The following is a 13,263-nucleotide window of genomic DNA, read 5'->3' as shown; positions in this document are numbered from 1 at the left end:
TTTGTCCTTGACGAAGTAGTTGCAGAAGCCTAGGCTACGGCTCACCCCAGCGACGCCATCCACCAGCTCCAATGCCCGCGCCGATTGCCGCGCGAGAAGGAAGGCGCACCATGAGCGGTACCCGTTCCGGCCTGTCCCGACGGCGCTTCCTCGGCGGCTCGCTGCTGGTCGTCGGCGGCGCCGTGCTCCCGGCCTGCCAGTCCGACCCGACCGGCGGCGGCGGGGGGTCGGCCAAGGTCACCCTCAACCACTGGTACCACGAGTACGGCGAGCAGGGCACCCGGGAGGCCGCGCTGCGCTACGCCGCCGACTACACCAAGCAGAACCCGGACGTCGCGGTCAAGGTGACCTGGGTGCCGGGCGACTACAAGACGAAGTGGCAGTCGTCGGTGCTCACCCCGGAGGGCCCCGACGTGTACGAGATCAACGAGGTCACCCCGGACATGGTGGCGCAGCAACAGGTCGCCGCCCTCGACGACATCCTCGGGGCGGCCAAGGCCGAACTCAACCCGCACGCGCTCAGCCCGCTCACCCACGGCGGCAAGGCGTACGGCGTACCGATGATCATCGACGTGATGCTGCTCTACTACCGCAAGAGCCTGCTCGCCGGGGCCGGCATCGCGGCACCCGCCACCCTCACCGAGCTGGTCACCGCCGCGAAGGCGCTCACCAAGGGCAAGACCAAGGGCATCTTCGTCGGCAACGACGGCCTCGCCGGGATGCGCGGGGTACTGCCGTTCTCGGTCGGCCAGACCGTGCTCACCGACCGGAAGGTCAGCTACGCCACCCCGGAGATCGCCGACGCCTTCGCCGTCGCCCGCCGGATGTTCACCGACAAGTCGATGCTGCTCGGCTACGCCACCGAGTGGTACGACCCGGGCGCCCTGATCACCGGCGCCACCGCGATCGCCTGGGGCGGGCTCTGGGCGCTGCCCCGGATCAGCAAGGAACTCGGCGACGACTTCGACCTCGTCCCGTGGCCGGCGCACGGCCCGACCGGCAAGCCGGTGGTGATCCTCGGCGGCTGGTCCCAGGTGGTCAACGGCAAGAGCAAGCACGTCGACGAGGCGAAGAAGTACGTGCAGTGGCTCTGGTTGCAGAACAACGAGGTGCAGCAGGACTGGGCGCTGAGCTACGGCTTCCACGTGCCGCCCCGGGCCAGCCTCGCCGCCCAGGCCGAGCCGTTGCGGACCGGGCCGGCGAAGAAGGTGGTGGACCTGCTCAACCAGTACGGCACCCGGACCACCGCGCTCTGGGCGCCGACGGTCAGCAAGCCGTACGACGACGCCGCCTCCGACATCATCCGCAAGAACGCCGACCCGCTGGCGACGCTGACCGCCGCGGCGGGCCGCTCCCAGGAGGCGCTCGACAAGCTGCCCACGGTCTGAGGCCCCGGTGTCCGTGCGTACCGGTCCGCTCCAGGCCGACGCCGGGCCGGCGGTCCGGCCGGCGCCCGCGCCGCCGCGCCGCCGCCGGGTCGACTGGTCGGCCTGGCGGGCCTTCGCGCTGCTGACCGCGCCGCTGCTGGTCGGGCTGCTGCTCTTCAAGTACGTCGCGATGGGCTGGGGACTGCTGCTCAGCTTCAGCAACGCCCGGGGCACCATCGCGCTCGGCGACTGGGCGGGACTGGAGAACTACCGGACCCTCTTCGGCGATCCCCGGTTCCGCACCTCGCTGTCGATGATCGTGGTCTTCACCCTGGTGATCGTGCCGCTGACCTTCGCGATCGCCCTCGGCCTGGCCGTACTCGTCAACCGGCTGCGCCGGGGTCGGGCACTGTTCCGGACCACCTTCTTCCTGCCGGCCGCCGTCTCCTACGTGGTCGCCTCGCTGATCTGGAAGATGAGCCTGTTCAGCGGCGTACCGTCCAGCGCGGCCAACTCGCTGGCCGCCCTCTTCGGCCAGGAGCCGACCGCGTGGATCGCCACCGTCGACCCGCCGCTGTACTGGATCGTGCTGATCACCGTCCGGCTCTGGTTGCAGATCGGCCTCTACATGATCCTGTTCCTGGCCGGCATGCAGGAGATCCCCGGCGAGCTGTACGAGGCGGCCCGGGTCGACGGCGCGGCGGGCGAGTGGCGGCTGTTCCGGCACATCACCTTCCCGCTGCTGCGCAACACCTCCGTGGCGGTGACCCTGCTGCTGGTGATCGCGGCGTTCCAGGCGTTCGACGAGTTCTACAACCTGCTCAGTACCGGCCTGGCCGGCGCGCCCGGTCCGGACGGCCGCCCGCCGCTGGTCTACCTCTACGACGTCTCGCTGGTGCAGCAGGACTACGGCCTGGGCTCGGCCGGCGCGTTCGTGGTCACCCTGCTGATCGTGCTGGTGACCCTGGTGCAGGGCCGGCTGGTCGGCTTCGGCAGAGGGGACGGGGAATGAACGACGACCGCCTCCCACGCCGCCGTGCCGGCCGGATCGGCCGGGCCCGGATCGGCAGCTACCTGGCGGCCGTCGTCTTCGCGGTGCCGTTCCTGCTCCCGTTCTATCTGCTGCTGCGCAACTCGCTGATGACCCAGACCGAGCTGGGCGCCCTGGAGTGGCGCTGGTGGCCGGAGCGGATCGACCTGACCGGCTTCACCGACGCGTTCGCCAACAGCAGCGCCCCGCTGGGGCGGGCACTGCTCAATTCGGCGCTGGTCGCGATCGTCTCGGCCCCGGTCTCCACGCTCCTCGCCTCGATGGCCGGCTACGCGGTCGCCCGGATCCGGGTCGCCGCGGCGAGGCCGGTCTTCCTGCTGGTCGTGGCGACCATGATGGTGCCCGGCGCGGCCACCTTCGTGCCGACCTTCGTGGTGGTCGGTTCGCTGGGCGGGGTGAACACGCTCTGGGGGCTGATCGTGCCGGGGCTGTTCAACGCCCTCGCCGTGCTGCTCTTCCGCGGCTTCTACCTGCGCTTCCCGCAGGAGATCGAGGACGCCGGCCGGATCGACGGGCTCGGCCACCTCGGCGTCTACCTGCGGCTGGCGCTGCCCAACTCGGCGGGGCTGCTCGCCGCGCTCGGCGTACTCTCCTTCATCGAGCACTGGAACTCGTTCCTCTGGCCGCTGGTGATCGGGCAGGATCCGGCACTCTGGACGGTCCAGGTGGCGATGTCGACGAACCTCACCGCACAGGCGATCAACCTGCCGGCGCTCTTCGCCAGCGCGGTCGTCTCGGTCCTCCCGCTGGCCCTGGTCTTCCTGGTCGCCCAGCGGTGGATCGTGCGCGGGATCATGGCGACCGGGATCAAGGGCTGACCGGCGCCCCGCCGCCACCTCTGCGGCCATGGGGATCGGCATCACTTCGACGTCGGGAAATGTGTGACGACGCGCCATGTCGGCGGTTCGTCTTCGGGTCGTAACGTCGCGGCAACTTCCACGTGATCCAGCCCACACCGCCGCCGGAGGCCCACCATGCGCCACAGACCCGTCCTGGCCCGCCTCGTGCGGGCCGCCCTCGTGCCCGTACTGGCCGCGGTCGGCGTACTCGCCGTCAGCGGGCCCGCCCAGGCCGCCACCTTCGGCCAGGTGACCGGCTTCGGCTCCAACCCCGGCAACCTCACCATGTACGCGTACCGGCCGGACAACCTGCCCGGCAACGCCCCCGCGGTGGTACTGCTGCACGGCTGCGCGCAGAACGCCAACGGCTACTTCAGCAACTCCGGCTGGCGCAAGTACGCCGACCAGTGGGGGTTCGCGCTGATCGTGCCGGAGCAGAAGTCGGCGAACAACTCCACCTCCTGCTTCAACTGGTTCGAGCCGGGTGACACCGCCCGGGGCCAGGGCGAGGCGCTCTCCATCAAGCAGATGGTCGACCACGCCCGGAGCAGCTTCGGCATCGCCGCCAACCGGGTCTACGTCAGCGGGCTCTCCGCCGGTGGCGCGATGGCCGCGGCGATGCTCGCCAGCTATCCGGACACCTTCGCGGCCGGCTCGATCGTCGCCGGCATCCCCTACCGCTGCGCCACCAGCATGGTCAACGCGTTCAGCTGCATGAACCCGGGCGTCGACCGGAGCCCGGCGCAGTGGGGCGACCTGGTCCGGCAGGCGTACCCCGGCTACTCCGGCGCCCGGCCGAAGGTGGCGATCTGGCACGGCACCGCCGACTACACGGTCGGCACCACCAACGCCACCGAGTCCCGGGACCAGTGGACCAACGTGCTGGGCGTGTCGCAGACCCCGAGCGGCACGTCGAGCCTGCCCGGCGGCACCACGCTGGAGACGTACGGCGCCGACCAGGTGCGCCTCTACCGGGTCGCCGGCATGGGCCACGGCACCCCGGTCGACCCGGGCTCCGGGACCGAGCAGTGTGGCACCGCCGCCGCCTACTTCCTGGACACCATCTGCTCGGCGTACCGGGACGCGCTCTTCTTCGGCCTCGGCACCGGCACCGACCCCGGCGACCCCGGAGATCCCGGTGATCCGGGCGATCCCGGTGACCCGGGCGAGGACCCGGTCTGCGTCACCGCCAGCAACTACGCGCACGTCCAGGCGGGCCGCGCCTACCAGTCCGGCGGGTACGCCTACGCGCTCGGCTCCGGCGCCCGGATGGGTCTCTACAACATCTTCGCCACCAGCACCCTCCGGCAGACCGGTCCGGCCCACTGGGTGATCGGCTGCTGAACGGGCCCGTCCGGCGCCGGCCCCTCCGGCGCCGGACACCCGGCGACTCAGCCCGCCCGGTCGCCCTCGCCCAGCTCCTGGGTCAGGTTGACCATGTTGCCGTCCGGATCGTGCAGGTGGACCACCCGCTGGCCCCACGGCATGTCGTTCGGCGGGCCCAGCACCCGCCCGCCGAGCGCCGTCACCTCGTCCAGCAGCCCGTCGACGTCCGGCACGGCCACGCTGAGGGCGATCCGCGACGGGGTCGAGAGGTCGACCTCGGCCTCGCTGACCACCCCGAGGTCGGAGTCGCCCAGCCGCAGGAAGACGTAGAAGACCGGCCCGTCGTCCGGGAACCGGCGTACCTCCACCGCCCCGAGCAACCGTTGGTAGAAATTCAGCAGGCGGGGCAGGTCGGGTGTGACGATGATCGGCTGCACGGTGGTCATGTCGGTCTCCTCCGGGATCCGTCGTAGCACTTCCGTCGGGAGGTACGCGGCGGAAGGCCGGAACTCATCGGTCGGCGGGCGGCAGCTCGGCCGGCGGCCCGAAGAGGGCCACCAGCCGGTCGGCGTCGAGGAACGTGGTCATCCCGGTCACCAGTCCGTCGGCCACGTCGAGCAGGACCAGCCCGAACGGCCGGTAGCCGCCCTCGGGAGCCGGCCGGAGCTGCCAGAACGCCGGGGAGCCGTTCGCCGCGACCGGAACGAGCCGGGCACCCGCGCACGACGCGGCCGGATCCAGCAGGGCCAGCCGGATCTGATCGCGACCCCGCAACCAGAACCGGACCGGCGGCATCGACATCGTGGCCTCCTCGTGCAGCAACGCCACCAGCGCCTCGACGTCGTGGCGCTCGAACGCGTCGCAGTACCGGGCGAGCAGGTCGCGCTGGTTCGGGTCGGCCGGCCGGAACGGTTCGCCGGGGGCCCGGTCGACGGTCCGCAGCGTCGCCCTGGCCCGCTGCAACGCACTGGTCACCGACGCGACCGTGCTCTCCAGCAGGTGGGCGACCTCCTCGGCCCGCCAGCAGAGCACGTCGCGCAGGATCAACACCGCCCGCTGCCGGGGCGGCAGGTGCTGCAACGCGGCAACGAACGCCAGCCGGATCGTCTCCCGGCGTAACGCCAGCTCCTCGGGGTCGCCGTGCATCGACAGCGCGGCGCCGTCCGGGACCGGCTGGACGAAGACCCGCTCCGGGGCCGGTGCGCCGATGCCCGGCCCGTCGGCGGCCGGCCCCAGGTCCATGGCGAGCGCCCGGCGTTGCGCGCTGCGGAGCATGTCGAGGCAGATGTTCGTCGCGATGCGGTAGAGCCAGGTGCGCAGCGACCCGCGCCGCTCGTCGTACCGGTCGAACGACCGCCAGGCCCGCACCAGGGTCTCCTGGACGGCGTCCTCGGCCTCGAACCCCGAGCCGAGCATCCGGTAGCAGTATCCGGTCAGCTCCGTCCGGAACGGCTCCAGCCGGGACGTCTGCGCGTCCAGCCGGGATGTCTGCACGGTCGTCGGTTCCACCACCGGTCCGACCATACCCAGCCCGGCCGGCCCGGCCACCCCCGAAAGGGACGTGTCCGGGCACCGATGAGTTTTCCGCGCCCGCCCCGTATCACCGGCAGGAGCCGCCGGGCCGGTGCGGCCGGACGGGAGGAGAGTCGATGAGTGAAGATCGTTTGTGGGCCGAGGTACGGGCCGAGCGCCAGGAACAGGTGGACCTGCTCGCCGCACTCCGCCCCGAGCAGTGGGACGCGCCCACGCTCTGTGCCGGCTGGCGGGTACGCGAGGTCGTCGCACACACCACCCTGCCGTTCCGGAACTCGTTCGGGCGTTTCGTCGTGGACCTGGTCAGGGCCCGGGGAAGCTTCGACCGGATGGCCGACCGGTGCGCCCGGCGCGACGCCGCCGAACTTTCCGCCGAGCGCCTGCTCGGGTCGCTGCGGGACAACGTCGCGCACACCTGGACACCACCCGGCGGGGGCGCGCACGGCGCGCTCTCGCACGACGTGATCCACGGACTCGACATCACCGTCGGACTCGGGCTGGACCGCCGGACACCACCGGACCGGGTCGGCCTGGTGCTGTCCCGGATGCGACCGAGAAACATCGGGTACTTCGGAGTGGACCTCGACGGGGTGGCGCTGCACGCCACCGACCTGGACTGGAGCTACGGCACCGGCAGCCCGCTGCGGGGTCTCGCCCAGGACCTGCTGCTGGTGATCTGCGGACGTCGGCTGCCACCCGGCCGGCTCGACGGCGAGAGCGCGGCCCGGTTCTCCGGGGAGCCCGCACCCCGCTGACTCCCGCCCCGGCCGGCAGCGTGCCGCCGTCGACCAAGGGCCACCGGTGGCGGATTGGCCCGGCCGGCAACCGGTCGACCGTCGGTAGCATCGGGCCTCCCGCCGGTGGCGCGAGACCACCGCCGGACCGCATCCGACCAGGGAGGAAACCCTCGTGCGCGACGCCTTCGCCGAGCTGTCAACGCCGTTGGTCGCCGACGCCTGCGTACGCCTCGGTGTGCCGCTGCGGATCGCCCCGCCCGGCATCGCCGCGGTCGTACCCGGACAGCGGCTCGCCGGGCGCGTCCTGCCGGCCCGGCACTACGGCAGTGTGGACGTCTTCCTGGCGGCGCTGGAGGCCGCCGACCGGGACGACGTGCTGGTCGTCGACAACGGCGGGCGGACCGACGAGGCCTGTGTCGGCGACCTGGTGGTGCTGGAGGCCCGGGCGGCCGGGCTGGCCGGCCTGGTGACCTGGGGCCTGCACCGCGACACGCCGGAGCTGGTGGAGATCGGTCTGCCCGTCTTCAGCTACGGCAGCTACCCGGCCGGTCCGGTACGCCTCGACGAACCCGAGCCGGCGGCCCTGGTCAGCGCAGCGTTCGGTACGCACTCCGTCGGTGCGGCCGATGCCGTCTTCGCCGACGACGACGGGGTGTTGTTCGTCGCCGTCGACCGGACCGAGGAGGTGCTGACGACCGCGCGGCAGATCCGGCGGACCGAACGCGACCAGGCCGACCGGATCCGGGCCGGGCAGTCCCTGCGCGAGCAGACCCGCTTCGCCGACTATCTGGCCCGGCGGGCCGCCGATCCGGGATACAGCTTCCGGCGGCACCTGCGCCGGATCGGTGGCGCCATCGAGGAGTAGCCGGCGGCGCGGTCAGGACGGCCGGCCGAGCACGGCCAGCCGATCCGGCGACTCGGCCGCCTCGGGCACCCCGAGCATCCGGTAGAGGGCGTTGGCGGAACTCCAGTGCGTCTCGGCACGCCCGTCGTCGCCGGCCGCCCGGTACGCCCGGCTGAGTCCGGCGTGCGCCCGGGCCTGCTCGTACGCGTCCCCGATCTCGGTGGCCAGGCTGAGCGCGCCGCTGTGCTGCGCCCGCGCCGGTTCGGGCCGGCCCAGCCGGTGCAGGATCTCGCCGAGACTGTTGGTGGACGCGGCCTCGCCGGCCCGCTCACCGACCCGGCGCAGCAGCGTGAGCGCCTGCTCGACCAGTTCCAGTGCGGACTCGTGGTCCCCCTGCCGCAGGCGTACCCGGCCGAGCCCGTCCAGCGCGAGCGCCCGGCCGGCCCGGTCGCCGACCGCCTCGAACAGCGCCAGCGCCCGCCGGTGCCGACCGGCGGCGGTGCGCAGCCGTCCGGCGCGCAGGTGCAGGTCCCCGAGGCTGGTCAGCGCGTACGCCTCGCCGGTCGCGTCGGCGATCCGCCGGCAGAGCACGGCGGCGGTACGCAGGTGCACCCCCGCCTCCCGGTAGTTGCCCTGCCGCAGCAGTACGTGCCCGAGGTTGCCGCCGGCCCGGGCCTCGCCGGCCGGGTCACCGGCCCGTCGGCAGAGCAGCAGCGCGGCACGCAGCGCCTCGGCCGCCTCGTCGTACCGGCCCTGCCGCTGCTGGACGTGACCGAGGTTGCCCAGCGCCCGCGCCTCACCCGCACTGTCGCCGTTCTCCCGGCTCAGCGCCACCGCCTCACGCAGCCGGGCGATCGAGGGGGCGTACCGGCCCTGCTGGGCGTACATCACGGCGAGGCCGGTCAGCAGGTGCGCCTCGGTGACCCGGTCGCCGTCCTGCCGGGCCGCAGCCAGGGCGTGCGTGTGCATCCGTTCGGCGTCGGCGAAGTATCCGCCGCTCTCCAGATAGCGCAGCAGGGTCAGGGTCAGCCGTACCGCGTGTGCCGACCGGCCGCGTTCGGCGGCCCGGACCGCCGTCGCCACCAGGGTCGGCCGCTCCGCGTCCAGCCACTCCCGGGCCGCCTGCGGGTCCGGCATCGGCGGTGGCGGGACCGGCGGCCGGTGCACGGGTGCCCGGCGGTGCCGTTCCGCCGGGTAGAGCGTGTCGATCGCCGCCGTCGCGGCGGCCAGTTCGTAGTCGAAGAGGCGGTCGGCGGCGGCGTCGGCCGCCGAGGCCGGCTCGTCGGCGGCACAGCGTTCGGTGGCATAGGCCCGGAGCAGGTCGTGGAAGGTGTAGCGGTGGTTGCCCGCCGTCTGCACGAGGTTCGCCCGGGCGAGCGTGTCGAGCAGGTGCCGGGCCGGCTCCGGTTCGGTGTCGAAGAGCGCCGCCGCGGCGTACCGGTCGACGTCCGGTCCGGGATGCGGCCCGAGCATCCGGAAGGCGCGCGCGGCGGCGGACGGCAGTTGCTGGTACGACCAGGAGAGCACCGCCCGTACGCCGGTGCGCGGGTCGCCCCCGGCGTCGAGGAGCCGGAGCCGGTGCTGCTGGTCGGCCAGCTCGGCGACGAGTACCGCCAGCGGTGCGGTCGGTCGGGTGAGCACGAGTTCGGCGGCGACCCGCAGCGCCAGCGGCAGGTGGGCGCAGCGCTCGGCGAGCGCCGCGGCGGCGGCCGGTTCCCGGGCGACCCGCTCGCCGAGGGTGCGCCAGAGCAGCTCGACCGAGTCGGCGCTGGTGAGCAGGCCGAGTTCGATCCGCTCGGCGCCGTCCCGGGCGACCAGCCCGGCGAGGGTGTCCCGGCTGGTGACCAGCACGGCGCAGGAGGCGCTGCCGGGGAGGAGCGGCCGGGCCTGCTCCACCGAGGCGGCGTTGTCCAGCACGATCAGCATCCGCCGGCCGTCCAGGGCGCTGCGGTACCGTGCCGCGCACTCGTCGAGGTCGAACGGCACCTCGGTGCCGGGTACGCCCAGTGCGCGGAGGAACCCGGCCAGCGCCTCCTGCGGCGGCATCGGCCGGTCGACGTCGTAGCCGCGCAGGTTGACGTAGAGCTGTCCGTCGGGGAACCGGTGCCGGGCGTGGTGCCCCCAGCGCAGGGCGAGGGCGGTCTTGCCGACTCCGGCGGTGCCGGCGAGCACCACGACGGGGACGGTCGACGGGTCCGGCCGGGCGTGCTGAGCGGGGCGCACCAGCAGCCGGTCCAGCCTGGCGAGTTCGGCCGAGCGGCCGCAGAATCCGGGTACGTCGGCGGGGAGCTGCGCGGGGACGGCCGGCGTGTCGCGGGTATCGGGCGCGGTGGCCGGTGCCGCCGTCTCGGCGGCCCGCAGCGCGTCCCGGTAGGCGCCGGCCAGTTCGGGGCCGGGTTCGACTCCCAACTCCTCGACGAGGCGCCGACGGACGGCGCGGTAGACCGTGACGGCCCGGTCCCGGCGGCCGAGCGCGTGGTAGGCGCGGATCAGCAGTGCCTGGGCGGTCTCGTCCAGCGGACTGCCGGCGGCGAGTTCCTCCAGCGCCGGGAGCACGTCGGCGGCCCCGCCGACGGCGATCATGACCTCGCCGTACCGGCGTACCGCCGCCCGGCGTTCCTCGGCCAGCGCGACGACCTTCGGGTGCCCGGCGAGCGAGGGGACGTCGACCAGCGGTTCGGCCCGCCACAGCGCCAGCGCCCGCTGCCAGAGCCGGACCGAACCGGCCAGGTCGTCCCGGCGGTACGCCTCGGAGGCCGCCCCGGCGAGTTCCCGGAACACGCAGAGGTCGAGGTTGCGGGCGGGTACGCCCACCGCGTACCCGTCGCCGACCCGGGGCAGGACGGCGCTGGCGGTGTGCGTGCGCCGGTCGGGTTCGAGCAGTCGACGGAGGTTCTTGACGTGCGTCTGGATCACGTTGGTGGCCGTCGCCGGCGGTTCGCTGTCGTCCCAGAGCACGTCGATGATCTCGGCCCGGGTCATCGGCCGGCCGGCGGCGAGCGCCAGCAGGCCGAGCACGGCCCGTTGGCCGGGTGAGGAGAAGGCGATCTGGTGCCCACCGCGCCAGGCCCGCACCGAGCCGAGGATCTCCAGCCGTACCGTGTCGACGCCGCCGTCGCCGGACTCCCCGAAAACGCTGACACCGTAGGCGCTTTCGTGAGCTACGACCATGCCGCCCCCATGCCTAACAGGGTGGCGTGCGGGCGAAACCGAGGCAAGGGCCCGAATACCCGAAGCGGTGATCCGACACCGGGGGTGTGCCGCGGAGTGGCCGGTCCGCCGTACCGGCCATCCGATGTTCAGCGGTAGACGCGTACGTAGTCGACGAGCATCCGGGACGGGAACGGCGTACTCGAATCGACCGGTCCGGGGAAGTCACCGCCGACGGCGAGGTTGAGGATCAGATAGAAGGGGTGGTCGAAGACCCACGGGCCACGGGTCGACTCCACCGTCTCCTTGCTGGCGTAGAAGACCGTCTGGCCGTCCACCTTGAACGTGATGCCCCGGCTGTCCCACTCCGCGGCCCAGACGTGGAAGCCGGCGGAGAAGTCGACCCCGCCCGGCGCCGGATACTTCTGCCCGTAGCCGCCACCGCCGTTGTACTGCGGTGCGTGCAGCGTCGAGTATCCCTCCAGGGTGTTCCGGCCGAGCACCTCCATGATGTCGATCTCCCCGTTGTACGGCCACGGCCGCCCGGTGAGGAAGTCGGCGCCCATCATCCAGAAGGCGGGCCAGAGGCCGTTGCCCTTCGGGACCTGGATCCGGGCCTCGATCCGGCCGTACTGGACGTGGAACCTGTTGCCGGTGTTCATCCGGTGCGAGGTGTAGTCGCGCCCGCCGGCCGTCTCCCGACGTGCCTCGATCACCAGGGCGCCGGTGCCGTTCATCGAGGCGTTGTTGTTGTTCGTGTAGTACTGGATCTCGTTGTTCTGCCCGGTGCCCGGGTCGATCGTCCACTTTGCCGGGTCGGGCTTGCTGCCGGCCGCGCCGTTGAACTCGTCGCTCCAGACGAGGTTGTTGGCCGGGAACGTCGGGTCGGGCGGCATCGCCGGTGGGGTCGTCGGGTTGCCCCCGGTGCCGTAGACCTTGAACTCGTAGAGCGAGTAGCCGTACGGGCCAACCCGGGCGGTGCCGTACATCCGCACGTACCGGCCGGTGCCGGTGACGTTCAGCGTCTCCTTGAAGCCCCGGCCACCGGTGGTGGAGTAGATCGGGGTCCAGCTGCTCGCGTTCGCGGAGACCTGGATCTGGTAGGCGGTGGCGTAGGCCGGGTCCCACTGCAACACCACCTGGGTGATGCTGGCGGTGGCGCCCAGGTCGACGTAGATCCAGCCGGGGTCGACCCATCCGGTGGTGGTGCTGGTCGCCCACCGGCTGGCCGGGTCGTTGTCGAAGGCCCGGGCGGGCAGGCACTCGAAGCAGGTGCCGTCGTTCTGGCTGCTGGAGGCGACCGCCGGCTTCTGGTACGACAGCAGCACGCTGCCGCCGGGTGGCGGAGTGGTGGCCGGCGGCGGGGTGGTGGTCGGCGGCGTCGTCGGCCCGCCGCTGCCGGTCCGTACCGCCAGCTCCCAGAGCGAGTAGCCCCACCCGGTCGCCCGGGCGGTGCCGTACATCCGGACGTACCGGCCGGTGCCGGTGACGGTCAGGTTCTGTGTTCCGCCCGTGCCGGTGGTGCTGGTGTGCACGGTGGTCCAGGTCGAGCCGTCGGTGGAGGTCTGGATCTGGTACGCGGTGGCGTAGGCGGCCTCCCAGACCAGGGTGATCCCGCAGATCGACTGGGTGCTGCCGAGGTCGACCCGGAGCCACTGCGGGTCGGCGGCGGCGCTGGCCCAGCGGGTGCCGGTGTTGCCGTCGACCGCGGCCGAGGCCGGGTAGGCGGCGGATTCGGTGGAGGAGGCGGTCGCCGGCCGGCCCTGGGCGGCGTTGCCGGTGCCGCAGGCGTTGGTGCCGGTCTCGCCGTACACCTGGAACTCCCAGAGCGACACCCCGTACGCGGTGCCCCGCTGGGTGGCGTGCAGCCGGACGTACCGCCCGCTGCCGGTGACGCCGATCTCCTGGTTGCCGCCGCTGCCGGTGGTACTGCTGTGCACGGTCGTCCAGGTGGAGCCGTTGGTCGAGGTCTCGATGGTGAAGGCGCGGGCGTAGGCGCCCTCCCAGTTCAGCACGACCCGGCTGACCGGGGTGACCGCGCCGAGGTCGACCTGTATCCACTGCGGGTCGGCGAAGCCGCTGGACCAGCGGGTGCCGGGGTTGCCGTCGACCGCGGCCGAGGCGGGGTAGCCGGCGGACTGGGTCGAGGAGGCGGTGGCCGGCCTGCCCTGCGAGAGCAGGGTCTCGGCCGCACCGGCCGACGTACCGGAGATGGCGAGATAGCCGGCGAGCAGCGCCGGGATCGCGACGGCCGACCCGGCGATGGCCCGCCAGCGGCGTGCCCGGGATGGTCGGCGGCGGGGTGGGGACAGAGCGCTGTCCATCAGTGCTCCCTGAGGTGAGGCCCGCGACGGTTTCCGGCCGGTTGCGGGCTGATGACGATCGGGCAAGAGAGCGCTCTCTCGGATACTGTGAA

At 72.8% G+C, this 13,263-nt stretch carries 10 protein-coding genes; 6 read left to right on the top strand and 4 right to left on the bottom strand.

Annotated features, from left to right (window positions below; all coding sequences use genetic code 11):
• Window positions 1-110 precede the first annotated feature (110 nt).
• The 4 genes from C6361_RS08230 to C6361_RS08215 all read left to right on the top strand — a co-directional run bounded on the left by C6361_RS08230 (window position 111) and on the right by C6361_RS08215 (window position 4,601).
• Window positions 111-1,388, top strand: a complete 1,278-nt coding sequence (locus tag C6361_RS08230) for an ABC transporter substrate-binding protein (protein ID WP_159079240.1) — start codon at window positions 111-113, stop codon at window positions 1,386-1,388.
• A 7-nt stretch (window positions 1,389-1,395) separates the two neighbouring features.
• On the top strand, window positions 1,396-2,379 hold the full coding sequence (locus tag C6361_RS08225; protein ID WP_234359401.1) for a carbohydrate ABC transporter permease: 984 nt from the start codon (window positions 1,396-1,398) through the stop codon (window positions 2,377-2,379).
• Window positions 2,376-3,236, top strand: coding sequence for a carbohydrate ABC transporter permease (locus C6361_RS08220; protein WP_107267348.1), 861 nt, complete (start codon window positions 2,376-2,378; stop codon window positions 3,234-3,236). The genes C6361_RS08225 and C6361_RS08220 overlap by 4 nt, the downstream gene beginning before the upstream one ends.
• Before the next feature lie 156 nt (window positions 3,237-3,392).
• Window positions 3,393-4,601 carry a PHB depolymerase family esterase gene (locus C6361_RS08215; RefSeq protein WP_107267347.1) on the top strand — a complete coding sequence of 403 codons (1,209 nt, stop codon included), beginning with the start codon at window positions 3,393-3,395 and terminating at the stop codon, window positions 4,599-4,601.
• Window positions 4,602-4,648: 47 nt separating this feature from the next.
• On the opposite strand, the gene C6361_RS08210 is transcribed toward C6361_RS08215, so the two are convergent.
• Window positions 4,649-5,029 (bottom strand): VOC family protein, encoded by a 381-nt coding sequence (locus C6361_RS08210; protein ID WP_107263666.1) that lies wholly within the window; start codon window positions 5,027-5,029, stop codon window positions 4,649-4,651.
• A gap of 64 nt (window positions 5,030-5,093) precedes the next feature.
• A complete protein-coding gene (locus C6361_RS08205) occupies window positions 5,094-6,095 on the bottom strand; it encodes a sigma-70 family RNA polymerase sigma factor (protein WP_234359400.1) in 1,002 nt (333 codons plus the stop codon).
• Between the two features lie 137 nt (window positions 6,096-6,232).
• On the opposite strand from C6361_RS08205, the gene C6361_RS08200 reads away from it, so the two are divergent.
• Entirely contained in the window at window positions 6,233-6,871 is a 639-nt protein-coding gene (locus C6361_RS08200; RefSeq protein ID WP_107267346.1) for a maleylpyruvate isomerase family mycothiol-dependent enzyme, read from the top strand.
• Window positions 6,872-7,025: 154 nt separating this feature from the next.
• Entirely contained in the window at window positions 7,026-7,718 is a 693-nt protein-coding gene (locus tag C6361_RS08195; protein WP_107267345.1) for an RraA family protein, read from the top strand.
• A 12-nt stretch (window positions 7,719-7,730) separates the two neighbouring features.
• Here the strand turns inward: C6361_RS08195 and C6361_RS08190 are convergent, their stop codons facing one another.
• Together C6361_RS08190 and C6361_RS08185 are read right to left on the bottom strand one after the other, a co-directional pair.
• Window positions 7,731-10,868, bottom strand: a complete 3,138-nt coding sequence (locus C6361_RS08190; RefSeq protein ID WP_107267344.1) for a tetratricopeptide repeat protein — start codon at window positions 10,866-10,868, stop codon at window positions 7,731-7,733.
• A 128-nt stretch (window positions 10,869-10,996) separates the two neighbouring features.
• Entirely contained in the window at window positions 10,997-13,171 is a 2,175-nt protein-coding gene (locus tag C6361_RS08185; protein WP_107267343.1) for a discoidin domain-containing protein, read from the bottom strand.
• Between the last annotated feature and the right edge of the window lie 92 nt (window positions 13,172-13,263).

The organism is Plantactinospora sp. BC1, from assembly GCF_003030345.1.
GTDB lineage: Bacteria > Actinomycetota > Actinomycetes > Mycobacteriales > Micromonosporaceae > Plantactinospora.
The sequence above is the reverse complement of the archived record's forward strand: the minus strand, read 5'-3'. Positions and strand labels throughout refer to the sequence as shown.

Bases quoted from the DNA above. Each gene is read 5' to 3' on its own strand.
- C6361_RS08190 (WP_107267344.1), bottom strand. From the start codon at position 10,868: ATGGTCGTAGCTCACGAAAGCGCCTACGGTGTCAGCGTTTTCGGGGAG.
- C6361_RS08215 (WP_107267347.1), top strand. From the start codon at position 3,393: ATGCGCCACAGACCCGTCCTGGCCCGCCTCGTGCGGGCCGCCCTCGTG.
- C6361_RS08210 (WP_107263666.1), bottom strand. From the start codon at position 5,029: ATGACCACCGTGCAGCCGATCATCGTCACACCCGACCTGCCCCGCCTG.
- C6361_RS08220 (WP_107267348.1), top strand. From the start codon at position 2,376: ATGAACGACGACCGCCTCCCACGCCGCCGTGCCGGCCGGATCGGCCGG.
- C6361_RS08230 (WP_159079240.1), top strand. From the start codon at position 111: ATGAGCGGTACCCGTTCCGGCCTGTCCCGACGGCGCTTCCTCGGCGGC.
- C6361_RS08185 (WP_107267343.1), bottom strand. From the start codon at position 13,171: ATGGACAGCGCTCTGTCCCCACCCCGCCGCCGACCATCCCGGGCACGC.
- C6361_RS08200 (WP_107267346.1), top strand. From the start codon at position 6,233: ATGAGTGAAGATCGTTTGTGGGCCGAGGTACGGGCCGAGCGCCAGGAA.